This is a genomic window from Evansella tamaricis (genome assembly GCF_019042215.1).
Classification (GTDB): Bacteria; Bacillota; Bacilli; order Bacillales; family Salisediminibacteriaceae; genus Evansella; species Evansella tamaricis.
In genome coordinates, this window is sequence record NZ_JAHQCS010000168.1 from 1 (window position 1) to 25,240 (window position 25,240).

27 protein-coding genes and 1 other annotated feature are annotated in these 25,240 nt (G+C 37.4%); of the genes, 3 read left to right on the top strand and 24 right to left on the bottom strand.

The window, feature by feature from the left end; all coding sequences use genetic code 11:
• Positions 1-403: 403 nt before the first annotated feature.
• Entirely contained in the window at positions 404-640 is a 237-nt protein-coding gene (locus KS419_RS20685; RefSeq protein ID WP_217068511.1) for a hypothetical protein, read from the bottom strand.
• Between the two features lie 197 nt (positions 641-837).
• Between KS419_RS20685 and ku the strand changes: the two genes are divergently transcribed.
• Genes ku through ligD form a run of 3 tightly spaced genes read left to right on the top strand, consistent with a single transcriptional unit; the run spans position 838 to position 3,982 of the window.
• Entirely contained in the window at positions 838-1,695 is an 858-nt protein-coding gene (ku, locus tag KS419_RS20690) for a non-homologous end joining protein Ku (RefSeq protein WP_217068512.1), read from the top strand.
• A 46-nt stretch (positions 1,696-1,741) separates the two neighbouring features.
• Positions 1,742-2,683 (top strand): ATP-dependent DNA ligase, encoded by a 942-nt coding sequence (locus KS419_RS20695; RefSeq protein ID WP_217068513.1) that lies wholly within the window; start codon positions 1,742-1,744, stop codon positions 2,681-2,683.
• Positions 2,684-2,716: 33 nt separating this feature from the next.
• A complete protein-coding gene (ligD, locus tag KS419_RS20700) occupies positions 2,717-3,982 on the top strand; it encodes a non-homologous end-joining DNA ligase (protein ID WP_246594310.1) in 1,266 nt (421 codons plus the stop codon).
• 60 nt (positions 3,983-4,042) lie between these two features.
• Here ligD and KS419_RS20705 read toward each other — a convergent pair whose 3' ends face one another.
• From KS419_RS20705 to KS419_RS20815, 23 genes are all read right to left on the bottom strand, one after another.
• Positions 4,043-4,624, bottom strand: a complete 582-nt coding sequence (locus KS419_RS20705; protein ID WP_217068515.1) for a TVP38/TMEM64 family protein — start codon at positions 4,622-4,624, stop codon at positions 4,043-4,045.
• Between the two features lie 71 nt (positions 4,625-4,695).
• The gene (locus KS419_RS20710; RefSeq protein ID WP_217068516.1) at positions 4,696-4,971 is read right to left on the bottom strand and encodes a DUF1294 domain-containing protein; all 276 of its coding nucleotides are present in this window, start codon (positions 4,969-4,971) and stop codon (positions 4,696-4,698) included.
• Between the two features lie 119 nt (positions 4,972-5,090).
• Positions 5,091-5,447: a 50S ribosomal protein L20 gene (gene rplT, locus KS419_RS20715; protein ID WP_217068517.1), complete on the bottom strand. Its 357-nt coding sequence runs from the start codon at positions 5,445-5,447 to the stop codon at positions 5,091-5,093.
• A gap of 199 nt (positions 5,448-5,646) precedes the next feature.
• Positions 5,647-5,835: a 50S ribosomal protein L35 gene (gene rpmI / locus KS419_RS20720; RefSeq protein ID WP_090892288.1), complete on the bottom strand. Its 189-nt coding sequence runs from the start codon at positions 5,833-5,835 to the stop codon at positions 5,647-5,649.
• A 76-nt stretch (positions 5,836-5,911) separates the two neighbouring features.
• Positions 5,912-6,415 (bottom strand): translation initiation factor IF-3, encoded by a 504-nt coding sequence (gene infC / locus KS419_RS20725; protein WP_217068518.1) that lies wholly within the window; start codon positions 6,413-6,415, stop codon positions 5,912-5,914.
• A 10-nt stretch (positions 6,416-6,425) separates the two neighbouring features.
• Entirely contained in the window at positions 6,426-6,641 is a 216-nt protein-coding gene (locus tag KS419_RS20730) for a hypothetical protein (RefSeq protein ID WP_217068519.1), read from the bottom strand.
• Positions 6,520-6,634: a sequence feature (ribosomal protein L20 leader region), on the bottom strand. Its footprint overlaps the gene before it by 115 nt.
• A 61-nt stretch (positions 6,642-6,702) precedes the next feature.
• Positions 6,703-8,874 carry a sensor domain-containing protein gene (locus KS419_RS20735; RefSeq protein ID WP_217068520.1) on the bottom strand — a complete coding sequence of 724 codons (2,172 nt, stop codon included), beginning with the start codon at positions 8,872-8,874 and terminating at the stop codon, positions 6,703-6,705.
• A gap of 234 nt (positions 8,875-9,108) precedes the next feature.
• Complete coding sequence (thrS, locus tag KS419_RS20740) at positions 9,109-11,052, bottom strand: threonine--tRNA ligase (protein ID WP_217068521.1); 1,944 nt, start codon at positions 11,050-11,052, stop codon at positions 9,109-9,111.
• 129 nt (positions 11,053-11,181) lie between these two features.
• A complete protein-coding gene (locus KS419_RS20745) occupies positions 11,182-11,391 on the bottom strand; it encodes a hypothetical protein (RefSeq protein WP_217068522.1) in 210 nt (69 codons plus the stop codon).
• A gap of 106 nt (positions 11,392-11,497) precedes the next feature.
• Entirely contained in the window at positions 11,498-12,364 is an 867-nt protein-coding gene (locus tag KS419_RS20750; protein WP_217068523.1) for a putative sporulation protein YtxC, read from the bottom strand.
• Positions 12,365-12,611: 247 nt separating this feature from the next.
• Entirely contained in the window at positions 12,612-13,721 is a 1,110-nt protein-coding gene (mqnC, locus tag KS419_RS20755; RefSeq protein ID WP_217068524.1) for a cyclic dehypoxanthinyl futalosine synthase, read from the bottom strand.
• Between the two features lie 111 nt (positions 13,722-13,832).
• Positions 13,833-14,765, bottom strand: a complete 933-nt coding sequence (gene dnaI / locus KS419_RS20760; RefSeq protein WP_217068525.1) for a primosomal protein DnaI — start codon at positions 14,763-14,765, stop codon at positions 13,833-13,835.
• Between the two features lie 3 nt (positions 14,766-14,768).
• A complete protein-coding gene (locus tag KS419_RS20765) occupies positions 14,769-16,175 on the bottom strand; it encodes a replication initiation and membrane attachment family protein (RefSeq protein ID WP_217068526.1) in 1,407 nt (468 codons plus the stop codon).
• Positions 16,176-16,337: 162 nt separating this feature from the next.
• Positions 16,338-16,802, bottom strand: coding sequence for a transcriptional regulator NrdR (nrdR, locus tag KS419_RS20770; RefSeq protein ID WP_217068527.1), 465 nt, complete (start codon positions 16,800-16,802; stop codon positions 16,338-16,340).
• A gap of 22 nt (positions 16,803-16,824) precedes the next feature.
• On the bottom strand, positions 16,825-17,235 hold the full coding sequence (locus KS419_RS20775) for a DUF1499 domain-containing protein (protein WP_217068529.1): 411 nt from the start codon (positions 17,233-17,235) through the stop codon (positions 16,825-16,827).
• Positions 17,236-17,569: 334 nt separating this feature from the next.
• The gene (gene speD, locus KS419_RS20780) at positions 17,570-17,959 is read right to left on the bottom strand and encodes an adenosylmethionine decarboxylase (protein ID WP_217068530.1); all 390 of its coding nucleotides are present in this window, start codon (positions 17,957-17,959) and stop codon (positions 17,570-17,572) included.
• 382 nt (positions 17,960-18,341) lie between these two features.
• Complete coding sequence (locus tag KS419_RS20785; protein WP_281419865.1) at positions 18,342-19,370, bottom strand: glyceraldehyde-3-phosphate dehydrogenase; 1,029 nt, start codon at positions 19,368-19,370, stop codon at positions 18,342-18,344.
• 160 nt (positions 19,371-19,530) lie between these two features.
• Positions 19,531-19,794, bottom strand: coding sequence for a DUF2524 family protein (locus KS419_RS20790; protein WP_217068531.1), 264 nt, complete (start codon positions 19,792-19,794; stop codon positions 19,531-19,533).
• A 91-nt stretch (positions 19,795-19,885) separates the two neighbouring features.
• Positions 19,886-20,479: a dephospho-CoA kinase gene (coaE, locus tag KS419_RS20795; RefSeq protein ID WP_246594311.1), complete on the bottom strand. Its 594-nt coding sequence runs from the start codon at positions 20,477-20,479 to the stop codon at positions 19,886-19,888.
• 51 nt (positions 20,480-20,530) lie between these two features.
• Positions 20,531-21,169: a sporulation membrane protein YtaF gene (ytaF, locus tag KS419_RS20800; RefSeq protein ID WP_217068532.1), complete on the bottom strand. Its 639-nt coding sequence runs from the start codon at positions 21,167-21,169 to the stop codon at positions 20,531-20,533.
• Between the two features lie 128 nt (positions 21,170-21,297).
• Entirely contained in the window at positions 21,298-22,134 is an 837-nt protein-coding gene (gene mutM / locus KS419_RS20805) for a DNA-formamidopyrimidine glycosylase (protein WP_217068533.1), read from the bottom strand.
• Positions 22,135-22,166: 32 nt separating this feature from the next.
• Entirely contained in the window at positions 22,167-24,845 is a 2,679-nt protein-coding gene (gene polA / locus KS419_RS20810; RefSeq protein WP_246594313.1) for a DNA polymerase I, read from the bottom strand.
• A 211-nt stretch (positions 24,846-25,056) separates the two neighbouring features.
• Positions 25,057-25,240 (bottom strand): hypothetical protein (locus tag KS419_RS20815; protein ID WP_217068535.1); only part of this gene is annotated, 184 nt, incomplete at its 5' end.

Consider the following 25,240-nt stretch of genomic DNA (forward strand, 5'->3'; position numbering starts at 1 on the left):
CAAGCGCCTATGAACACGAGCGTAGGGCAGTGGAGGAATGACAACCTGAAGTCCGCTCTTTGACTTCAGTTGTCACTTCCGAAGTGCCCCGTAGCGATTAAGAAGGAACTGAAAAAGTTTAAAACCACTTTTTCAGTTCCTTTTATTTGTATGGCAATGGCTGCGCTCGTCGCTCGTATGATAGGAGAAACCCACTCCTATCATACTTTTTTAAGATTGCGACGGCTACGCTCATTGCATAGGGACTGTAAAAGTGGAAAAGCACCACTTTTTCAGTTCCCATGCGAGTAGGCGCTGGAGCTAGACAATTCCTGAAGGTGCCAAAACTTTACATTCTTATCTTTTAAAAAGGCTTTTTTCGCATTGATTGTTGCTTTTAAAGCAAAATTTTTGCTTGGATACACTACAGGCGGACGCTTTCACACAAGGTACAAGTGCGACATCTGCTCATTCTTCGCAGTGTCTTCTTTGCCGCCGGGCACGGCCTCAGCCTCTCGACGAAAACCGTGTCTGTGGGGTCTTCACCTCGCATTCCTGTCTCTTCCTCTAAAAGGATGGCTCTGTAGCTTATCCGTCCATCGGGCAAAACGCCACGTCCTGTGGCATGCCCGATATTAGGACGTCCTGTCCGTCGAGACAACTCGTTGCTGATTCAAAGGGGATTTGCTCGTCGCTGAAGTCGCCGCCTTTCACTTCTCCAAGCTTTTCTTAAAAACAACAAAGTTGACAAAAAGAGCTTTTAAAAAACAAGCTGACATTTGTTAGCTTGTTTTTTGTTTCATCAATTCACCATTCTCAGTACATACTAAAAGAAAATGTGCGAAGGAGAGATAAATCATGCATACCATATGGAAAGGCACAATCTCTTTTGGTCTCGTGAGTATTCCCATTAAACTTCATGCAGCAACAGAAAATAAAGATGTTAAACTCCGTACACTCCATAAAGACTGTCATGCACCTATAAAATATGAAAAAACCTGTTCTGAATGTGGACAAGAAGTTTCAACTGAAGATATTGTAAAAGCTTATGAATACACAGAAGGAAAATACGTTGTTTTAGATGATGAAGATCTGGAAAAGTTAAAAAAAGAACAGGAAGAAAAGGCAGTTGAAATTATTGATTTTGTAAACTTAGGGGAAATTGACCCCATTTATTTTGATAGATCTTACTTTGTAAGTCCAAATGAAGGGGGTTCTAAAGCCTACTCTCTCCTTCGAAAAGCACTTGAAGAAACCGGGAAAATTGGATTAGCCAAAATTACTATACGTTCCAAAGAGAATCTGGCGGCAGTACGTGTTTATGGAAATACTCTTGTTATGGAAACTCTTCACTTTCCAGATGAAGTAAGGGATTATAACAGTGTTCCAAATGTTCCTGATGAATCCAATATCGAAGCAAAGGAATTAGATACTGCCAAAACGTTGATAGATCATTTAACTGCTGAATTCGAACCAACTAAATATAATGATGATTATCGAGTGGAACTTTTAGAGCTTATCCGAGAAAAAGTGGAAGAGGACAAAGGGGTAACCAAACAAGAACAAACGAATGTGATAGACCTTATGGAAGCCCTTGAAAAGAGTATAGAAAAAGCACAACCTAAAAAAACTACCTTAAAGAAAACAACAAAAACTAAGACAACAAAAAAAGTTACTTCCAAAGCAGCCAAGAATCCTGAAAAACAAGCAAGATAAAGCTTCCGTGAAATCTGCTAAAAGGCACGCTTAAAAGGGGATTGTAATGGATCTAAAACCGATTGTACCATTTGAACCTGTGAGTTCAGACACTATTCCAACTGGAGATCAATGGATTTCACAAATTAAATGGGATGGAGTTAGGATTTTAACATATTATGATGGGAAAAGCGTCCGACTATTTAATAGGAAAAAAAACGAACGGACAAACCATTTCCCCGAAATTGCAGATGTTCCCTCTTATTTCCGTGGTAATTCCGTTGTTTTGGACGGAGAAGTTATTGCTTTAGGAAGTAATGGCCGTCCTTCATTCCTAGAAGTAATGAAGCGGGATGCCCTGAGACGACTGGAAAAAGTGGAATACGTAATGGATGATATCCCAGTTTATTATATTGTATTTGATATCATTTTTTTCAATGGGAATTGGGTAACTGAACTACCCTTATCCGAACGAATCCAACTCCTCTCCAATGTCATTGCTCCAACTCAGAATATTCAGTTAGCTAAATCCGAAATGGATGGGAACACATTATTTAAAGTCACGCAAGAACAAGATATGGAAGGTATTATCGTAAAAAACTTATCTTCCAAGTATAAAATTGATGGTAAAGATGATAGCTGGCTGAAAATCAAAAATTTTCAGGATATCATTGCCGTCATCGGTGGGGTCACATACAGGAATAATATTGTTAATTCCATCTTAGTAGGCTTATATGATGATGGTGGGAATTTATTTTATGTGGGACATGCAGGTACAGGAAAGTTGAAACAAAAGGATTGGTCTGATCTAACAGAACTAATTAAGCCCTTTGTTATATCTGAAAAACCATTTATTAATAAACCGGAGAGATTGACAAATACCCAATGGGTTCAACCTCGATTAACTGTAAAGATTAAATATATCGAATGGCCAAAGGGGAGATCCATTAGACAGCCAAGTATTCAGTCATTTACAAATATCCCTCCTGAAGAATGCAAACTTCCCTAAAATCAACAACTACAATATCTTAAGGAAGATCCTATGAAACCCAAAAAACAAAAACAGCAACTTTTTATGAAGAAAAGAAATTCCAATTATAAAGGGACATTTTTTATTACTGGTTTGAGGATCGATACAGAAGAATTTGAAATTGGAATATTGAGAAACAATCTTGCGGTTACATTTGGTGTCGTTTCAGAAGGTTTTAAAGTTGAAGAAAAGCATGCGCTTATTCAAAGCCTCTTAAAAAAACTATCCGATGAAAAACAGAAAGGGAAAGTCATAAACGTAAGTCCTGGTATATGTATGAGAATCAACTTCAAAGGATTAGATGGGGACCAACTTGTTCAGCCAGTTTTTTCAGAATTTCGCTTAAAGGAGCATTGGGAAAACTGTACATGGGGAAATCTTCTATTAGATAATGCCTCCTTAGAAGATGAAGTGTATATTACGAATCCAAGCAAACCTTTATGGCATACCCTTCCCCTTAATAAGGATGCCTATATCAGTTATTTGTATGAGATAGCTCCTGTCATTCTACCATTTCTACATGATCGGCTTTTAACCGTTATTCGCTATCCACATGGTGTGGATGGGGAGTCCTTTTATCAAAAAAGTTGTCCAGATTATGCACCGGCATTTATTCAGTCTCAAGTAACAGAAAACATCAACTATATATTATGTAATAATCTATCCACATTACTCTGGTTAGGAAACCAGTTAGCTCTTGAATTTCACGTTCCCTTTGAAACAACTAAATCCAAAAACCCAATGGAAATTGTCTTTGATTTAGATCCTCCTTCCAAGGACCATTTCCCCCTTGCTGTAAAAGCAGCGTTGGAAATGCAGAAACTATTTACCAAATTTGAAATAAAAAGTTACCCTAAACTATCCGGTAATAAAGGATTACAAATCCATATTCCCGTTATGGATCGTTCATTTTCATATTTGGACTCAAGGGTGTTTACAGAGTTTATTGCAAGATATTTAGTGGAAAAATTTCCAAAGGACTTTACGATTGAACGAATGAAGAAAAATCGGGGAGAAAAGTTATACATCGATTATTTACAACATTGGGAAGGGAAGACAATTATTTGTCCTTATTCCGCAAGGGGAAAGGAGCTGCCTACCATCGCTGCACCTCTTTTATGGGAGGAAATAAACGAAAATTTAGATCCTGCTTTGTATACGATTCCATATGTGAAAGAACGGGTTGAAGAAATGGGCTGCCCCTTTCTTGATAATGGGTATTTTTCTGAAGAAAATATTAGTTTGAAATCAATTATTGCTACTCTTCAAAAGAGTTAATTCAGGTTCATCCAACTTCCCCATAAAAAAGCAACGGCACTAAGCGATCGCTGTTGCTTTTTACTCAGATGGGGACTTTGTTGAGAAGAACCGATGCCACTTATAAGTTACTGTACCTCTTTTTCCTAGATACGAAAATAAGCTGATTAGTAGTAATATTAAAAGGAGCGACACATAAATAGGCAGTTCTGTAAATGACTGCCCAAACGCAGTATATAAGAGGGCCGGAAGAATAATACCAGCAATGGAGTATCGCATATACTCTTTAAATGATGAGGTCATCTCCATTAAATAAAGGGATAAGAGATGAAAGTGAACAAAAGGCATCATTCTAAGAACCATTACCTGTCCAATGGTTAAAACACGGTCTTTTAAATATTTTTCTTTCAATTTCATTATTTTAGTTCTGAACGACGGGAATATATCTATCAATTTATAGAAGATAAAACTCATTAAAGATAAGCCAATGATGGAGTATAATGTTCCATGGAGAAAACCAAATAAATACCCCCCTGCAATACATACAACTATTACTGGAAGGAATAGAAAAGGCCGAATTAAATGAACAATAATAAATATAATCGGTGCAAACCAACCCGCTTCTTCAATCACATGAGGAATTGCTCCGTTGAACATATCCATTGGTGTTTCTCCTCCTCTCTCCTAACATGTCTATGTCATTATATAATTTCTATACATTTCTGAGAGATTAACTAGAAAGAATATCCGTATAAAACAAACGTGAAAATTAAGGCATGAGCGATGAATAATAATGGTAACCCTATACGAAATAAATTCTTTTTTGTCTTATGCCTAAAGAATTTGGAAGCAAGGAGCATACCAAGAGCACCACCAACAAACGCAATTCCAATTAAAGTAGGTTCTGAAATTCTCCATCTTCCCTTTTTAGCATAGTTTTTATCCAGAATCATTAGTATAAATCCCAGTATATTAATTGTTATAAAAAACAATCGTATTAAGTTTTCCATCGATAATTCAAATCCTTCCTTATACTATTCTCACGTTTACTATTTGTGTAAAAAGAAGGCCAGTGACAAAATTTGAAAAGCCACCCTGCAATTGAGAGTGGCTTTTTATGTTTTACTTTTTATTTAAGACCTGCTTTTGCTTTTTCTGCTAAGTCAGAAAATGCTTTTTCATCGTGAATTGCAATATCAGCAAGCATTTTACGGTTCATTTCAATGCCAGATTGCTTTAATCCGTGCATGAAACGGTTATAAGAAAGACCATTCATCCGTGCAGCAGCGTTGATTCGTGTAATCCAAAGTTTACGGAAGTCACGTTTTTTCTGTCTGCGATCACGGTATGCATAAAGTAATGATTTCATTACCTGTACTTGTGCTGATTTAAATAATCTATGCTTAGACCCTACATAACCTTTTGCAAGTTTTAATACTTTTTTACGACGACGACGTGCAACATAACCGCCTTTTACTCTTGCCATCGTAATCCCTCCTTCTCGCTCTATTCTGAGTTAGTCTATAAAAGATGTAAAATTCGTTTTCACTTCAAAGCTGTCTAGCTCCAACACTTACTTGCTACAGGGCAATTCCGTCCGTCAATTGAAGTCCAAGTGCGATTTCTTCTTGTAAGTTCTTCACTGCCCTAACACTCGCAAGCACAGTTGCCACTGCTTTTTATTATTAAATCATTTGACCAATGCGTTTTTGGTCACTTTTGCTAACTAATGCACCTTTGCGAAGCTTTCTCTTTTGCTTTTGAGATTTGTTAGCAGCTAAATGACTTGTATAAGCATGGGAACGCTTCAATTTGCCGCTTCCTGTCTTTTTAAAGCGCTTTGCAGCACCACGGTGAGTTTTCATTTTAGGCATCTTGGGTTTCCTCCCTATCTGCGAATTCGTTGTCTGTATTGGTAAAACTTTGTTGTTGTCTTGAATAGAATAAGGCCTATTTTTCTGCTTTTGGTGCAAGGACTAAGAACATGCTTCGTCCTTCCATTTTAGGCTTTTGTTCAACGGTTGCCACGTCTTCACAATCCTTTGCTAGACGTTCTAGTACATCTTTCCCAAGACCAGAGTGAGTGATTGCCCGACCACGAAAACGAATCGCAGCTTTCACTTTATCACCCTTTGTCAGAAACTTACGAGCATTTTTTAGTTTTGTGTTAAAATCGTGCTCTTCAATATTTGGACTTAAACGGACTTCCTTCACATTTATAATCTTTTGCTTTTTACGAGCTTCTTTGTCTTTCTTTTGTTGCTCGTAACGGAACTTTCCGTAATCCATGATCCGACAAACTGGTGGTTTTGCATTTGGTGCTACCATTACAAGATCTAAATTGGCATTCTGTGCCATTTCAAGAGCTTCTTGTTTTGATTTAACTCCAATTTGGTCACCATTTGCACCGACCAAGCGCACTTCACGAGCACGAATAGCGTCGTTAATGATCATATTATCCTTACTAATATTGAGCCACCTCCATAATAAATTGAGGATCAAAGCAGAACTGCGATGAGTAATCGCAGGAACGATTAGCACCATGAAACTCATAAGATGAAATAAAAAAAGCGCGGGTGCATAATTCGCCCACACTTCTACCTACGGTTTCTTCATCGTAACCTGTTAACCTCTTGTCAATCAGGTGAGAAGCGGGCGCTTCTTCTTGCTTTGTTTCCATATGTTGTTCACTTTGAATACTCTACCACAAACAACCTCTCGTTGTCAATAAATTGATTAAATTAATTCTCAGCTTTACTCTTGCGTTCTTTTACCAGCTGTATAAATTCACTTTCAGGTATAGGTTTGCTGAATAAATATCCCTGCACATATGGACAGGAAATCGATCTAAGGTACTCGTATGCTTCCTGAGTTTCTACCCCTTCAGCTACTGTAAATAAACCAAGATCTTTTCCTAGTTTAATTGTGGAGGAAACGATTGCCCGATCCGCACGATCTCCTGGCAAATCCCTTACAAAAGATTTATCAATTTTTAAACAATGAACCGGAAATTGCTTGAGATAACTCAAGGATGAATATCCTGTACCAAAATCATCGATGGCAATTGAAAATCCATAATCCTTTAATTTTTGTAATGTATTAATGGAATCTGACGTATTCTCCATTAAACCATTTTCAGTTATTTCTAATTGTATCCGATCTGGTGATATTTCAAAAGAATCTACAGTTTCTTTTATATTTCTTACAAATCCAGGCTGCTGAATTTGGCAAGGGGAAATATTAATGGTAATATCCAATTTAACCTTTTGTTCTTCCTCCCACTTCTTTAAATCTTGACAAGCTCTTTGAATGACCCAATCCCCTAAAGGAATGATTAAACCTGAATCCTCTGCTGTTTTAATAAAGTCAATAGGGGAAACTAACCCTTTTGTGGGGTGGTTCCATCGAATTAAGGCCTCACAGGAACTAACACTATTGTCAGCAACCCTTATAACAGGCTGATAATATAACTCAAATTGATTTCTGTCCTTTACCGCTTCCCTAAGGTCCGTTTCCATTTGCACTTTGGAAAGGAAAGCACCTTTCATATCAGAACTAAAAAAGCGGTACGTTTGTCCACCTGCATGTTTCGCGGCATATAATGCCATATCTGCATGTTTCATTAGTTCTTCTGCATGCTCTGCAGAATTTGGATACACCGAAACACCGATACTGGCCCTTTGATAAAGTTCTCCCCCATTATAATGAAATGGTTCTTCAAAAACATTGATGACCACATCAACTACTTGCATTAAATCAATCTCTTCAAACCCGTAAATAAACCACACAAATTCATCGCCACCGATATGATAAAGCTCATAATCCTCCACATAGTTATGTAAAGTAATATTTTGCATTCTCTCCGCAGCCATCATAATAAATCGATCCCCTGCCGAATGCCCCAATGTATCATTTATGTTTTTAAACTCATCTAAATCCACTAATAAAAGTCCTGCTTTTTTTTGCTGTACTTTTGCATCTAAGATTCTGTAAACCAGATCTTCTTCTAATAAACGACGATTTGGCAATCCAGTTAATGAATCATGAAACGCAATATTACGTACGGTTAATTCCGATTGTTTTAATTCCGTTATATCACTAATTGATGCAATGACTTCTTTCACTTTCCCATCCTCACCTATTACAGGAGATAATGATGCATGGAAAAATCGAAAGCCGTGCTTATATTCTAAAGTAACTGTTCTTCCTTCAAATGCTTTCTGAAACTGTTGCTGTATGAGTGGTTGTTGGTTATCATCGCCAATTATATCAGTTACTAATTCCCCTTTTACCAATTCAGTATTTAATCCAATAGCCTCTGCTAACCGCCCTTCTAAGAAGGTTACTTCCGGTCCGCGACCCTGTTTCCAATTTGTCCTAATCACAAAGTTATGTAGGTTTTTAATTAGAGTGAAATAATCATTTTCAATCATTTTTCGAAGCTTCTCTTCCGATGCTTTACCTTCTGTTATATCAGTTCGAATAGAAATAAACTTTTCTGGTTGGCCACGTTGGTCACAGATGGGAAAAATCATCGTCTTTACCCAATAGTACGCTCCACCCTTTTTCTTATTTTTAATTTCCCCTGTCCATATTCTTCCTTGTTTAATTGTTCCCCACATATCACGATAAAAGGAAGCATCGTGATAGCCAGCATTAACAATGCGGTGTGTTTGTCCAATCAATTCATTTCTACTATACCCTGATATATCACAAAAAGTATTATTTACTTCTATAATAACTCCATTAGTATCCGTCACTGCAAGGATACATGACCGATCAAAGGCTTTCAGTACTTCTTTGAGTTGTGACAGCATGTTTTCAGTTGTCTTAGATATTTTTCCATACTCATCATTTAGTTGCTGTTGAAACTCCTCAACCCAACCGTGTACCGTGACCAATGATTGAAACATAATATCCCATCCTTGTGTCTATTTGCTTACTATCTCTGTCATGTTTATAATCTAGTGGTTATAAAACTTTTCTCTGTACCTCAATAATTTTACTTTGTTTTAATACAATGCACAACACAACTTTTTAACATTTTTTCACTATAATCAACAAATTTCCCACAAAGAAACTTTTAAAAAGGCTGACACTAGGGTAATTTCTCCCTTAGTGTCAGCCTTTAGTCTTAACAAAGATAGTTATGAGCGGTTTGTAATTTCACTTTTTACACGATCAATAAACTCGTTTAGCCCCACTTCTTCTGTTTCTTTTTGTCCATAGCGGCGCACATTGACACCATTCGATTCAATTTCCTTATCTCCTATAACAAGAAGATATGGAATTTTTTGTATCTGTGCTTCTCGGATTTTATACCCTAGCTTTTCATCTCGAACATCCACTTGAACACGGACACCAGATCGTTTTAACTGATCTTCCACTTTACGGACATAATCCATATGAACCTCACTGACCGGGATGACCTGAACCTGCACCGGTGCTAACCATGTTGGAAATGCACCCTTATACTCTTCAATGAGGAAGGCAACAAATCGCTCCATTGTGGAAACCACACCACGGTGAATGACCACAGGTCGATGCTCTTTTCCGTCTTCCCCCACATATGTGAGTTCAAAACGATTTGGGAGATGGAAATCTAATTGGACAGTAGACAATGTCTCGTCCTTACCTAATGCTGTTTTCACTTGTACATCCAGTTTAGGCCCATAAAATGCTGCCTCCCCTTCTGCTTCCTTGAAATCCACGTCCATGTCCTCCATCGCTTCTTTTAACATAGCTTGGGCTTTCTCCCACATTTCATCATTATCTACATATTTTTCTTTATCTGCAGGATCCCTATATGAAAGACGGAAATAATAATCTTCTATACCAAAGTCTTTGTATACTGCTTGAATTAGCTCCACAACCCTGATAAATTCATCCTTTAACTGATCCGGGCGACAGAAGATGTGGGCATCGTTTAAAGTCATTGCACGGACACGCTGTAAGCCAGCAAGTGCACCTGACATTTCATGACGATGCATTAACCCCAGTTCTGCAATTCTCACTGGTAAGTTTCGGTAACTGTGAAGTTGGTGTTTATAAATCATCATATGATGGGGACAGTTCATTGGTCTTAATACTAAATCTTCATTGTCCATTCCCATTGCCGGAAACATATCTTCTTGATAATGATCCCAGTGACCAGAAGTTTTATAAAGCTCTACACTTCCAAGTACAGGTGTATAAACATGGTCATATCCTAGGCGCTCCTCTAAGTCCACAATATACCGTTCGATTGTGCGTCTGATTGTTGCTCCTTTTGGAAGCCAAAGGGGTAAGCCTTGCCCCACCTTTTGACTGACTGTAAATATCCCAAGTTCTTTCCCAAGTTTTCGATGGTCCCTTTCCTTTGCTTCCTCTAGCATTTTTAAATGATCATCCAATTGACCTTGCTTAGGAAAAGCTGTTCCATATATTCGTTGCAACATTTTATTTTTACTGTCACCACGCCAATAGGCACCATTCACAGTCATTAACTTAAATTTCTTAATTTTACTTGTGGATGGGATGTGTATACCCCTGCACAAATCAAAAAATTCCCCTTGCTCATAAATACTTATTTTTTCCCCAGCTGGAATATCTTCTAATAATTCTAGCTTTAATTCATCCTCAATCTCTTGATAACGCTGAATCGCTTCTTCCCTGCTCACTTCCACTCGACGAATCTCTAAATTTTCGTCCACAATCCGCTTCATTTCTTTTTCGATTTTTTCTAAATCTTCCGGTGTTAAGGAATGGGGCATATCAATATCATAATAAAATCCCCCTTCAATCACTGGGCCAACTCCTAATTTGACATCCTCATATAGCCTTTTCACTGCTTGCGCCAGCAAATGTGCTGTGCTATGTCTAAGAACCTCTAACCCTTCTTGACTGTCGTATGTTATTATTTCAAGATCCCCATCCTCTTCAATTGGCGTACGGAGATCCACCATCTGTCCATTCACTTTCCCAGCTAATGAATTTTTCTTTAACCCGGGGGAAATGGAAGCTGCAATTTCTTCTGTTGTCGTTCCCTTTGCAAACTCCTTTTTTGCCCCATCGGGAAACGTCATTACTATTCTTTCTGCTACTTCCGCCATGATACTACACTCCTTTTTCCATTTTTTAAACGATAGCTCTCCATCAAAAAAATCGTATGAGACGAAAAGAAAACCTTCGTTTTTTCACATAAAAAAACACTCATCCCTAAACTCAAGGGACGAGTGTGGTTACACGTGGTTCCACCCTATTTTTCCAAATCGATTTGACCATTTGGCTTCATTACTCGATAACGGTGAGTCCGTCAGTACATAGTAGATTTCTCGTTCCGTACTGAAGCTTAAAGGTGGTGAGTTATTTCCCGCACTTAGGAAGCTTTCAGCCTTGACTTCCCTCTCTTTTAAGCCGTTTGAAATCACCCGTGTCCTCATCATTGCCATTTACTCAACTTCTTATGGATAGTATTATAATCATCCATTCCAAGAAAATCAAGTGGGTACAACGATAAGATTCATATTTTTTCACAAATATAAGTTTTTTATAAAATTATACATAACTAGAATAGGCAATCTCCGTTTCACCTTCTTTAATTTCCATTCGTTCTTCAAATATTAGCAATAATGTTTGTAATAGTCCCTGTTGAGTATTCAATGGATAGACAATTAGTTTTTCAGGTGCCATGCACACTAGTGGTCCAATAACTCGTTCATTAATAGGTAGAGGTGCCTCAAAATTTAATTCCTTTGACAGCCAGCTTCTAATCTGATTAATAGATATGGTTTCACCTTGTTGATCAACCATTTTTACCTCTTGATCCAAATATAAATGAATAGTATGAATTCTGGCCGGATTCGACTTTATATAATCCCTGCAAGTGTTTAGCATTTCTTGATAGTCATGTTCCATCTTATACTCGTCAATAGCCTTTTCGACCACTTCTACCAATTGTTCCTTTTGCTCCCTTAATCGGAACTTTAAGAAGGAATCATAGGAAAATTGAATTGTGTTTCTTATTAATTGATAGTAAAGTTCAAACATCTCATTTTGCCAAGATACAAAGGTTGTCTTTAATGGAATCATAGTTTTAGGATAAAAAAATAAGTCCCTAGCATATCCCTGAATTGCTTCGATTTCAAAAGGATCGCTGTAATGAAAACTTTCTCGTAACCATTCTTCAATCCATACAGGCAGTATATTTTTAATGGTTACATTAGTCAGTACAGATGCAACACAGTGCCGCCTGGCATTCTCTTCCCCATCGATAGTGATGAGATCGATACAAAGGTTGGTGTAATCCTCCACTTCTTCTATATATACAGCTTTTTTGACACCACCATATGTATTCATGGAAAGAAGTAATTGGTTATAGAAGGCTTCACATAACTTGAAATCCTTAAATTGAATTGTTAACAACGGCAGCCCCTCCCAATCGTGCATTCGAGTTGAGAGTCATGGCGTCTTTCCCTCATCAAGTAACTTCAACTCTTTGCAAACATCTATTACATATATATGGAGGTGTCGTCCATTTATGATTCACATCTTTTAGAACGTCAAAAAAAAAGAAGCACACTCAGATGACAGAGGGCACTGAAAAAGTGGTGCTTTTCCACTTTTTCAGTGCCTCATTGACTTGAGGTGCTTCTTTTTAATTTAATTTCAATTAATTTTGCATAATGAAATCTTTTTCTGCCGATTCCTGTTCATGAAATGTTCGTAATGTATTATATTTTGTATCCCTCTGTGCAGGAATCTTCCCTGCCTCGCGGATGAGTTTAAGGATTAAATTGGTGTTTACTTTATGTGTTGCACCAGCAGCAGACACAACATTTTCTTCAATCATTGTGCTCCCAAAATCATTACATCCAAAGGATAAAGACTTTTTACCCACTTCTGGACCCATTGTTACCCAAGAGGATTGGAAGTTTGGAATATTATCAAGGAAAATTCTAGAGATGGCGACATTTTTCAAATAATCAGTCGGAGTCAATTTTTCCGCCTTCATGTTTGTATTATCTGGTTGGAATAACCATGAGATAAATGCCAAAAAGCATTGTGATTCATCTTGTGCATCTCTCACCCGTTGCAAGTGAAGAGCACGCTCTTCAAATGTTTCACCAAATCCAATTACCATCGTTGCAGTACCATGCATTCCAGCCTTTTTAGCTGTTTTCATACAGTCGATCCATTCTTCCCAAGTACCTTTTAAACGGCTGATCCGTTTTCTCGTTCTATTATCAAGAATCTCAGCGCCTCCCCCTGGAAGGGAATCTAGTCCCGCCTCGTGAAGTTGTTTGCAAACCTCTTCTAATGATAATCCAGAAACCTCTACCATTTTATAAATTTCAGCAGGGGAAAAAGAGTGCATCGTAATATTTGGAAACCGACTTTTAATTTCCTTTAATAAATTCGTATAGTAACTAAATGGGAGATCTGGATTGGTTCCCCCTTGCATTAATATCTCTGTTCCACCGATATCAATGGTCTCCTGTATTTTATTAAAAATCTCTTCATCGCCTAATACATAACCCTCTTCATGTCCTGGTGGCCGGTAGAACGCACAAAAGCGACAATACGTATCGCAAAAATTTGTATAATTTACATTACGTCCAATGACAAAAGTGGTTACTGGATCTGGATGCCATTTTTTCATTATTTCATTTGCAACTGCACCCATTTTTTCCACTTCATCACTTTCATACAAACGCACTGCATCTTCCACAGAGATTCTTTCCCCTTTAAGTGCGCGGTCAAGTATATGATCAATACTCATTGTCACTCCTCCAATCTTTAAATCTAGTAAATCTATTTAAATATATCGTAACATAGAAAACTACTAATTTCTCTGGAAATATCTTATTCCACTTTAATAAGGAAATTTCCCCTATGCCCGTTTATTAACACCCTTCATTTCAATGACTTCATTTAAATATCGGATCCGTTCCATGATTCGTTTTGCTTTCAACTGATCCATTTTTTCTACTCCTCCACGTTGCGTATAGGAGAGGTGATGCTCCAATTCATCTAAATCAAAGTTTGATGTATAAAGTGTAGGAAGTTTTTCCATCATTCTATACTGAAGTAACGCACCTAGTATATCATCCCTGATCCAATTTGACATCGTTTCCGCTCCAATATCATCTAGGATTAGCACTGGGGAACGCTTCACTACCTCTAGTTTTTGCTGGTAGGATCCATCTTGTATACCATTTTTCAATTCCCTAAAAAAATCTGGTGCATAAACAATCATGGTTTGAATGTTTCTTTCAGCCAACTCGTTTGCTATTGCACCCATTAAAAAGGTTTTCCCCACTCCAAACGGTCCATATACAAATAAACCTTGTCCACTTTCACCTGGATTAACATGAACAGTAAATTCCATCGCTTTACTAATAGCTTTTGCTCTAGTGTTGTCTTCGTGGACATCATCAAATGTTGCGGTTGTCATTTCCTTTGGAATGTATAAACTTTGAATTAAAGATGCTTGCCGCTTACGAGTATTGTCTTTTCTCAACAAAGGACACATTTGATATTCTAAGTGGAGATCATTACGATATAATGACAGAAATGGTTGATAACCTTTCATGATGTTTGGACACGCATCTAATCCAGGGCATTTATCACAATTATTCCACTGTGTCTGATATTGAAATAGTTCGTTAATCCCCCTATTTAATTGTTCACTAGTAATTTCTGGTTTACTTGAAAGGAATGATTGAACCCTTGGGTTCTTTAGAACTTCTTTTGTGATTTCCTGAAATCGTTCCTCAAATTTTCCACCTGGCATACTGCGAATCGTTTTACCAATGGAATTCACCTATTACCCCTCCCGTTTTTTCCCCTTTAACATCTCTCTGTATTTTTCGATATTCTTTTTCGCTTCTAATACTTCTTCTGGATTACTCTCTTCTTTATTCCATTTTTCGTCCGTCATCCACTTAGGTAGCGGCTCTTGACGTACTTGTTTCCCTGGAAGTGTTTTCCCTTCCACTTTCGTTTGTTTTTGTTTTTGCTTTCCTGTTTCCATATTTTCATATTGTTGTTTAGCAAAATCCATCGCTTGCTTCACTGTTTTTAAGTTTGCACGGGCCCATTGATTTGCTATCTTAAAAGCAAGATTTTTTGTCAGTTTTTTATCATACAAAATAAAAATGTATTCTAAGAGTACATTTACTACACCTGGCTCAAGTTTATATTCGAACATCAACTGTTCAATAATATCAATGTCTCCAGGATAAACTTTTGCTCCATTACCCCATTCTTCCATAAATTCAATTGGGGAAGTTGTTTCAAAATAATGAATTTGCTTTTCTTCCTCAGTTAATGGAGCCTGTTTAGGTGTCCTATTTTCTTCTGATTGAACTCTAAACCCAAGACTTGGAGGTTTATCCACTTCACTCATACGATAACGCCGTTTGGCTTGTTTTCTTAACTCTGTTTTATCAAGTTCGTCTGTATGAAGAATCGCGTCCTGAATTACTTTCCCCATTTCCACCGGACTCATTTTATATAAAAAAGCCATTTGTCTAATTACTCGTTCATTGTCTTGTTTTTGCAATTCCTGCTTTGAAACAAATGGGGGCAGAAGTGCCAATAACTTTTGGAAATCAAACATTTCACCATTAAACTGATAATTACTTTCCTTTTCATCCCTTCCCTCTAATGGACCAGCAGATGCAAGAACCTCTAATATATCAGGGTTTGTACTGTTCAGCTCTGATGGATGAACAGATGTAAAAACTTGATCGAAGGAACGTGTAATATTTTCTTTTCCTTCCATATCAATAAGATCTACTTTAAAAGAATTTTTTAATTGAATGTACTGCTCTTTGCTACCTAACCTGTTATATAAAAACACACTTAGCATATCATCTTGAAAAAAGTTTTCTGGAGATAGGGGAGGGTTTAATTCATAAAAATAGACGAATTCCTCCTCTTTTTTTTCTCTAAACACCTTTAGTAAACCTAGTGCTTCTAATTTTTTTCTTTCCTGAAAGATTTCATCTAAATGTTTGCCTGTATAAACCATTAAAGATTTGTGGGTCCGTTCTATTCTTCTACCACTGTTTCGAAGTAACTCACTAAATAGTGTCATATATAAGCTGCAGGCAACTGCTCCAATTAACGGTTGATAAAGGAGAGTTAACACATCACGATCCGTTTCATGTAACCGGCTTCCCGTATATGCTATAAAATGATCTGACGGTAATATTTCTTTCCAATGCAACGCCTCTCACCTTTACTTTCTTTATTTTAGGCTACCAGTAAATTCTAAATGTAAGAGTCTTCTTTGCCGCTGGACGGTTCACTCGACGCAAGGAAGTATCACTGATTACTATTCTATATAGAGAAAAATGGAGCGTCTTCTCGCTCCAAATAATAATTTCTATTAGTTTTTGTTGCCTTTGTTTAACAAGTCTTTTAGCTCATCAACGAAAACATTAATGTCCTTAAATTGTCGATAGACCGATGCGAATCGAACATACGCAACATCATCCAATGTAGCTAAATGCTCCATTACCTGTTCCCCAATATCATGACTGTGAACTTCAGAGACTCCCTGATTTCTAATTTCCCTCTCCACATTTTCAACGATGTTTTCTAATTTCTCAAGTGGAACTGGACGCTTTTCACACGCCCTGATAATTCCCCTTAAGACCTTTTCTCTGCTAAATTCCTCTCGATTTCCACCTTTTTTTATCACAATTAGAGGGGTTTTTTCTACCCGTTCAAACGTGGTAAATCGATAACTACAATCTTCACATTCTCGTCTTCTTCGAATCGATCGACCTTCATCACTTGGTCTGGAATCCAATACTCTTGAACCATTGTGCTGGCAATTTGGACATAGCATTGATGATCATCTCCAATGTTCATTAATTCTGGATTAATTTTTCGCCTAAAGACGTCCCAACAAATGTCATACGTTTATTCATCTCTTCATACAAATAATAAATTGTTTTCCGGCTATATCCAAAATCAGTGAAGAGGAGAGATTCCGTTGAAACGGAAATGTCCACAGCAGTTCGGAATGGTTTCACCATAATAACAGTAATTACCATAAACGCCCTTTTTCCTTTGTTTATATTTACTATTATTTCGCCATGGTCTTCCGAAATCGATTTTACCGTGTAGCCTTGTTTTTGATTTAGCATGCTTTCAATTTCTTTCATTACCTTATCTTTTGTGGACTTATAATAATGGGTTCTCAGCTTTTCATCCACATGGTCTTCCTTCGTTTCCATTTGCTTACCAAATATTTTTTGAATGGTATATTTTATACTCATCTTCATCCCACCTTACCACTATTAAGAATAGCAAGAAACGGAGGCATGTTCAATCTAAAAACCAAAAGAAACAAAATTTCTGAAATATTTTTATCATTCAAACGTTGAAGTGAAGCATTTAAGTTCTCTAATAAATAAGAAAAGCGCAAGCGCCTATGAACACGAGCGTAGGGCAGTGGAGGAATGACAACAGAAGTCCGCTCTTTGAGTTCAGTTGTCACTTCCGAAGTGCCCCGTAGTAAGTAGGCGCTGGAGCTAGACAACTTGCCCGAAGGTGCCAAAACTTATAAATTCTTACCTATTAAAAAAGGAGGTGAAATATCACCTCCTGTGTTTACCTTGAGTATGCACTGACATACTTCGTTTCATTTTTCTTAATTGGGCCCATCCCACGGGGGAGTTCCACAACTTCTGTTGATTTCGCATTAAGTTCATTTGAGATATGTTGTGCAGCTACATTTGGATCAAGATCTCCACACGTATATACATCAATACTAGCATAACCGTGTTCCGGGAAACTGTGTATCGTTAAGTGTGATTCACTAATAATAACTACACCACTCACACCTTGAGGTGCAAATTTGTGAAATGCAACCTCCCGTACCTCCGCACCTGATTTTAGTGCCGCGTCAACAAAAAGTCTTTCAATGTAGTCCATATCATTCAATTTTTCAGTGTCACATTCCCATAGTTCAGCAATAACATGACGTCCCATCGTTTCCATTAAAAATCCCCCTTTTACAACTAAATTTCATGCCTTCTAAAGCATGGAGGAACACGTACCACTGGGGGAAAGTTAGTCCAGAGAGGTCCTAACCCTTTACGTAATATATATCCCTACAGTTGCTTTTTTAAACGAAGTTCACGGAAAATAGTATACTTTGTTTAAAACCCATTTGCAAACATTTTTTTATTTCCTGTTCAGATTTGGGAGAGGGACATCTCTATCGTTTGTGGTAAGGATGTTTCTTATGTATTTAAAAATTTCCACCAATGAAGTTTATTTAAAGGATGTAACTTGTTTAATGGGAGTTTCCCTGGGCTTCCATAGGTTCCAGAAGCCCAAGTTCGTGATAAGCAACTCAAGTAAATGTTCATTTTTTTTGTTATGATACATGGACATTTTTTTCCCCATATAAATGTTCTCCCACGAATTGAACTAAATTCACCACGCGACAAGAATAGCCCCACTCATTATCATACCATGCTAAAATCTTTATCTTTCGATTGTTCAAAACCATCGTTGATAATCCATCAATGATGGAAGAATGTTCATTTCCATTAAAATCGGTTGATACTAAAGGCTCTTCTGTATAGGAAAGAATCCCATTTAGTTTTCCCTCTGCAGCTTTTAAAAGGGTGTGATTTACTTCTTTTACTGTAACGCTTTTATTCACATCTACAACTAAATCCACTAATGAAACATTGGGGGTTGGGACTCTTAATGCCATACCATTTAGTCTCCCATCTAGTTCAGGAAGAACTTTAGAGATCGCTTTTGCTGCCCCTGTTGAGGTTGGGATGATAGATTGACTGCATGCCCTTGCACGCCGAAGATCCTTATGGGGATTATCAATATTTTTTTGGTCATTAGTGTAGGAATGAACCGTAGTCATCATACCGGTTTCAATTCCAAAGTTCTCATGAATTACTTTCACTACTGGCACTAAGCAGTTTGTTGTACAAGAAGCATTCGATAAAATATGATGCTCCTTTGGATTATATTCCTGTTCGTTAACTCCATAAACGACTGTTAAATCCTCCTCTGATCCAGGGGCAGTAATAATTACCTTTTTTGCCCCTGCATCTAAGTGCATGGATGCCAATTCTTTTGATTTAAATTTCCCTGTTGCTTCAATGACAATATCTACCCCAACTCTATCCCAAGGTAATTCTTTAGGGTCGCGGAATTGAAGTAATTGAATGGTCTTTCCATTTACGAAGAGGTAGTTTTCTTTCGTCCTAATATCACCAAAAAAAGGGCCATGGACTGTATCATATTTAATCAAATGAGCTAACGTATCTGCGGGATATGTGGCATTAATTGCCACAATATCTAAGTTAGGATCACTAATCGCCTTTCGAAAAACCATTCTTCCGATTCTTCCAAAGCCATTAATCGCTATTTTAGTCAATAAGATCCCCTCCCTAACAACTGTGTTATACTTTATAACGTTTTATGGGTTATAGTATAACATATTGTATGCAGTAGGAGGAGTAATCTGTTCATTTTTATTCAGTAATCAAGTGATTTGTTTTCCAAAAAAAAGACTGTCAATTAAGACAGCCTCTACTTTAAAAGTGTATTCCTCGCTCCATTATTTCTTGTGTTTGTTGAAGATACTTTTTTGCCTCTAATAATTCCTGCTTTTCTGCTGGTGATGCATTTTCCAAATGAGAACGGAATTCCCCTTCTAACTCCTGAAGTTGATTTACCACATAACTAAATTCCGTTGGATCATTCTCCCTGATTATTTTTACTTCTAAGAGTTCCTTTTGTGCCTCTTCAATCGTTGTTTTAACTCGATTTATGTAATCTTGTACTTGGCCATGTGTCATATTATAAACCTCCTGAATTCAATAAAACTCCCTTTTACTATTTCACAGAAGGTACCTATTTATTCGATTTACTGTTTATAATAACCTTAACTCATTTAATTCCCCATTCCAACAGAAGCTTATCTAATTGTTTCTCCGTTTCTGAAATTGTTCCATCATTATGTAGAATTGCAGATGCATAATTTTTTTTCTCGTCGATGGGTATCTGTGACCTGATCCGGCTAAGGGCCTCTTCTTTTGTGGAGTTATCCCGCTCCATTAAACGTTCCAACTGAACTTTTTCAGGAACATATACAAGAAGTATCTTATCAACCGTCCCTTCCAGTTTGCTTTCAATGAGTAAAGGGATATCCTGGATGATAGTTTCAAATCCCCTTGCCAAAAGTTCTTCCGTCTGACGTTTCATCTCTTTTCTTACCTCTGGATGAACAATCTCATTCAACCGCTTTCTTTTTTCTGCGTCATTAAAAATAATTGTTCCTAATTTTTTGCGATCAATGGTCATCGAATCCGTCAATATCTCTTTACCAAAATAGTCCACAATCCATCTATAACCCACTTCTCCCGGTAGCACAACCTTTTTTGCAATGACATCTGCATCTACAACGGGAAGTCCCCGTTCTTTTATCATTTTTGACACAGTTGATTTCCCGGTTGCAATACCTCCAGTCAGTCCAATGATCATTTTAATATCCTCCTCGCTTTTAATCATAAAATCTTATTAAAGGGTGTGGTACTATAAGTTCCACACCCCAATAAGAATTAAAAGTAATCCAGGAATAAACGAAAAGCTTTTGACCCACTTTACATCTGAAAAAAGATATCCGCTCTTCATACCAAAAGATAAAAAGATAGCACACATAAGGCCAACACTGACAGCCATTAACCATGCCGGGAATCCAATCAATGCAGCTCCAATTCCTGCACCAAAGGCATCCAGGGAGAGTGCAAACCCTAATAAAAATGCTTCCCTTCCGGTAATCGTTCCAGAATTATCTAGATCTGCAACCATTGGTTTTCTTAAAACTTTTATTACTATCCCTAATTTTTTCAGTTCTAGATTAACAATTGTTTCCCGTTCTTTCTTTGTTTTACGGTCATTTTTTGCAGGGCGGTAAATTTGATATATTGCCCACAGACCAATTCCTATAAGGATAATGCCCCCAATTGATTCTGCCAATTCAGGGGAAAGATAGTTTAATAATAGTTCACCAATAGTCATTGCAAGAAGAATAGAAATAGCAGAACAGCACGCTATAAATAACAATGACAGGAAAGGAAGTTTCATTTTTCTTAGTCCGTACGTTAAACCAACACCAAAGCTATCCATACTAACTGCAAACGCAAGTAGAAGTAGGGAAAACATTTCTACCATCGTAAGAACCCCTTCCAAACATTGATACGATAGTATATGGAAGGAGCCTTTCCAATGTACGTGAATTTCTTATGAATAGCCCATTTTTTTAATTGGACAGGGTTAAAAGGTCCCTTATAAAGGTTTTCTCAAGTAACGGGGGGATGCTGACATTTTGGACATGTGTGTGTTCCCCTTCCTCCAACTACAGAACGAACAAGCTCTTCTCCGCAATGTTTACAAGCTTTCCCCTGTCTTCCATAAACAAACAAGGTTTGTTGGAACATTCCCATTTCACCTTGGCCATTGACATAGGTTTTAATGGAAGACCCACCCATATTCACGGCTTCCATCAAGGTTTTTTTTATACTTTCATGAAGACGTGTTACCTCATCTAACGTTAATTGGTTCGCTCGTGTCTCAGGGTGGAGTTTGGCTCGGAACAATGCCTCATCCACATATATATTGCCAAGCCCCACTATTTTTGTCTGATCCAACAAAGCTGTTTTTATTTTCCGATTTGTTTTTGAAAGTAGTTCATTCAGTTTTTCCACCGTAAACTGCTCTGAAAATGGTTCGATCCCTAGTTGAGATAAAGGGAGGTTTAATTCCTCTTGTCCCTTATGGAAAAGGTGCATTGTCCCAAACTTTCTAACATCCCGATACCGCAATTCTTTCCCACTTTCAAATAAGAAACGAACGTGCGTATGTTTGTCTGGTTTGTCTTCTTGAGCAAAGATTCCATATCTTCCTTCCATACGTAGGTGAGATACTAACGTGTGTTCATCCAATAGAAATAGAAGGAATTTTCCGCGCCTCTGTATATCGTAAAATGATTGACCGATAAGGAGACTTTTGAACTCATCCACATCATCAGGAAATTTAATCATCTTCGGCCATGTTACTTGAATATCTTTAATTTTTTCATTTAAAATGAGTTTCTTTAACGTTCTTTTTACTGTCTCCACTTCTGGTAGTTCTGGCATTCAGTCCCCACCTTTTTCGTTTACGTACTAATTTATTTTGCATCGTACCAAGTGTCACCGAATTCAACATCTGCTTTTATTGGTACAACAAGTTCCACTGCTTTTTCCATCACTTCGGGAACTAGTTTTTTCATCTGTTCTAATTCATCTTTTTTCACATCAAATATAAGTTCATCATGAACTTGGAGGAGTAAACGGGAATTAAGGTTTCGTTTCTCCATTTCAAGAGCCATATTCACCATTGCTTGTTTAATAATATCAGCAGCACTCCCCTGGATTGGCGTGTTCATTGCGGTTCTCTCAGCAAAACTTCTTAAATTAAAGTTCCTGCTTGTTATCTCCGGCAAATACCTTCTTCGTTTAAGCATTGTGGTGACATAGCCCTTTTCCCTTGCCTCTTCCACTATTGTTTCCATATAATCTTTTACCCCGGGGAAGCTTTGGAAATACCGGTTAATAAACTCCTGGGCTTCTTTTCGGGTAATTCCTAAATTTTGCGATAACCCATAATCACTAATACCATAAACAATTCCAAAGTTAACAGCCTTTGCTGTCCGTCTCATTTGGCTAGTTACTTGCTCTTCTTTCACATGAAAAACGTCCATTGCTGTTTTTGTATGAATATCTAAATCATTGACAAAAGCATTAATTAAGTTTTCATCTTTTGAAATATGTGCCAATACACGAAGTTCAATTTGAGAGTAATCAGCAGCTAAAATAACAGCATCTTTTTGTTCTGGAATAAACGCATGGCGAATTTTCCGGCCTTCCTCTAGTCGGATTGGGATATTTTGTAGATTTGGTTCCGTAGAGCTTAATCGGCCAGTCTGAGTGAGAGACTGGTTAAAAATCGTGTGTATTTTACCTGACTTTTTATGAATAACTTTTAACAACCCTTCAATATAAGTAGAGTTTAGCTTACCTAATTGTCGGTACAGAAGGATTTTTTCCACAACTTCATGCTTGTCCTTTAGTTTCTCAAGAATATCGGCTGAAGTGGAATAACCTGTTTTTGTTTTCTTAATGGCGGGTAAATTAAGCTTCTCAAATAATATTTCACCTAATTGTTTTGGGGAATTAATATTAAAAGAAACTCCTGCTAACTCATGAATTTCCTTCTCAATGGATACCAATTTTTCCCCTAACTTCTCTCCCATTTGTTCCAATTCTTCTTTATCGACGGATACTCCATTCATCTCCATGTTGCCTAACACGATAGATAACGGCATTTCCAATTCTTCAAATAGTTCGTATTGATCATTCTGTTTCAATTGTTCTTCTAACTTTGGCTTTAACTCATTAATGGAAGCAGCTTTTCTTGCAAGATGTTGTGCTAAAGCTGATCCTTCAGGTATGTGGCGCTTTTTACCTTTTCCATAAAAGACCTCATCAGATTCGATTGCCACCCCGTGATTTCTCTTTGAAATATCAGCCATTTCATGGGAACTGGCTGATGGATCAATAAGATAAGAGGCAATTTGCATATCAAATGTAACTCCTTTTAATGATATACCTCCCCATCCTAATGCAACAACAGCACGTTTAGCATCAAATAGCCATTTTTCCTTTTTCGTATTTGCTGCCCACTCCTGAAACACATTACTTTTTAATGCAATGGAAGTAGGCAAATAATAATTTCCTGTTTCATTTACTATTGAGATACCAATAATTTCACCAAGGTGGTAATTTTCTTCCAATACTTCTACAACAACAGCAGAAGGACTTACTAATAACCCTTCAGTCACCTCATCCACAACAGTCACTTGTATATCCTTAACTTCTTCCTTTTCCACTTCAACCTTACCGTCGATCCGATCTAACAAGGACGCAAATTCAAGGTCTTTAAACAATGTTACGACTTCTTCATAGTTTGGCTCCATTTTCACTAAATCCTCAAAGGTAATTTCCACAGGAGAATTTGTTTCAATGGTAGCTAATTTTTTGCTCATATATGCATCTTCTTCGTTGGCCTCAAGTTTTTCTTTTAACTTTTTCCCAGAAACTTTATCTAAAGATTCATATACCCCTTCTACGGTTTCAAATTCTTTTAATAGCTTTAGTGCCGTTTTTTCCCCAACTCCTGGCACTCCAGGAATATTATCAGATGCATCACCCATTAAACCTTTCATATCAATGATTTGAACAGGTGTTATCCCGTATTTTTCATTTACCATTGCCAAGTCGTACGTATCCACATTTGTAATCCCTTTTCTCGTGAGGGCAACATGGACGTTTTCCGTAACTAATTGCAGTAAATCTTTATCTCCACTGAAAATTTTTACTTCCCAGTCGTCCTTAGAAGCCCTTTTTGCCAATGTCCCAATAATATCATCCGCTTCATAGTTTTCTAGCTCATAATGGGCTATATTAAATGCTTTCAAAAGGTCACGCATAAATGGGAGTTGCTCCGATAATTCAGGAGGTGTTTTCTGTCTTGTCCCCTTATATTTTTTGTATGTAGTGTGCCTGAATGTGGTCTTTCCCGCATCAAAAGCAACCATCATGTGGGTCGGTTTTTCTTCTTCCAGTATTTTCAAAAGCATTGTGGTGAATCCATATACAGCATTCGTATAAACACCCTTCTCATTATTTAAAAGGGGAAGGGCAAAGAAAGCGCGGTAAGCAATACTATTACCGTCAACTAAGACGAGTTTATTCAAATTAATACACCTCACTAATTTAGATAAGCTTATTTTATCACGAATACCCATTTGTATAAATGGAATGGAACTTAAGTGATTAATCAGAGAAAAAAGCAAGGTGCTAAGTTGGGGAGCAATCTCAAATCCAAACCCGGGCATTGACTTTTTTTTCGTCAAATGCCAAACCCGGGCATTGATTTTTTTTTCGTCAAATGCCAAAACCGGGCATTGATTTTTTTTTCGTCAAATGCCAAAACCGGGCATTTGCTTTCAAGGACTTCTATGATTTTTTTTTCGTCAAATGCCAAAACCGGGCATTGATTTTTTTTTCGTCAAATGCCAAAACCGGGCATTTGCTTTCAAGGACTTCTATGATTTTTTTTTCGTCAAATGCCAAAACCGGGCATTTGCTTTCAAGGACTTCTATGATTTTTTTTTCGTCAAATGCCAAAACCGGGCATTTG